The 1,199-nt window shown below is 70.3% G+C and carries 1 protein-coding gene; it reads left to right on the top strand.

Features of this window, described 5'->3' with window-relative positions; genetic code table 11:
* The coding region (locus ACFCZ1_RS38550) for a DEAD/DEAH box helicase (RefSeq protein ID WP_376682916.1) at positions 1–1,199 on the top strand (1,199 nt) is incomplete at both ends.

The raw sequence follows: 1,199 nt of genomic DNA, 5'->3' as shown, positions 1-1,199 counted from the left end.
CCCGGGCTGCCCGCCGTCGATGCCTTCGCGGATCTCGACATGCCTGCGGAACTGCTGGCCGCGCTCGGCTCCGAGGGCGTGAGCGTGCCCTTCCCGATCCAGGCCACGACCCTGCCGAACTCCCTCGCAGGCCGCGACGTACTGGGCCGCGGCCGCACCGGCTCCGGCAAAACCCTCGCCTTCGGCCTCGCACTCCTGGCCCGCACCGCCGGCCGACGCGCCGAACCCCGCCAGCCCCTCGCCCTCATCCTCGTCCCCACCCGCGAACTCGCCCAACAGGTCACCGACGCCCTCACCCCCTACGCCCGCGCCGTCAAACTACGCCTGGCCACCGTCGTCGGCGGCATGCCCATCGGCCGCCAGGCCGGCGCACTGCGCGGCGGCACCGAAGTCGTCATCGCCACCCCCGGACGCCTCAAAGACCTCATCGACCGCGGCGACTGCCGACTCGACCACGTCACCATCACCGTCCTGGACGAAGCCGACCAGATGGCCGACATGGGCTTCATGCCCCAAGTCACCGCACTCCTCGACCACGTACACCCCCAAGGCCAGCGGATGCTCTTCTCCGCCACCCTCGACCGCAACGTCGACCTCCTCGTGCGCCGCTACCTCCACGACCCCGTCGTCCACTCCGTCGACCCCTCCGCCGGCGCCGTCACCACGATGGAACACCACATCCTGCACATCCACGGCACCGACAAAAACGCCACCACCACCCACATCGCCGCCCGCGACGGCCGCGTCATCATGTTCCTCGACACCAAACACGCCGTCGACCGCCTCACCGAACACCTCCTCAGCAACGGCATCCGCGCCGCCGCCCTGCACGGCGGCAAAACCCAGCCCCAGCGCACCCGCACCCTGACCCACTTCAAAACCGGACACGTCACCGTGCTCGTCGCCACCAACGTCGCCGCCCGAGGCATCCACATCGACAACCTCGACCTCGTCGTCAACGTCGACCCCCCCACCGACCCCAAGGACTACCTCCACCGCGGCGGCCGCACCGCCCGCGCCGGCGAATCCGGCAGCGTCGTCACCCTCGTCACACCCAACCAACGCCGCGACATGACCCGCCTCATCACCGCCGCCGGCATCACCGCACACACCACCCAAGTCCACTCCGGCGAAGAAGCCCTCACCCGCATCACCGGAGCCCAGACACCCTCCGGCATCCCCGTCACCATCACCACGCC

The organism is Streptomyces sp. NPDC056224 (assembly GCF_042267665.1).
GTDB lineage: Bacteria > Actinomycetota > Actinomycetes > Streptomycetales > Streptomycetaceae > Streptomyces.
The sequence above is the reverse complement of the archived record's forward strand: the minus strand, read 5'-3'. Positions and strand labels throughout refer to the sequence as shown.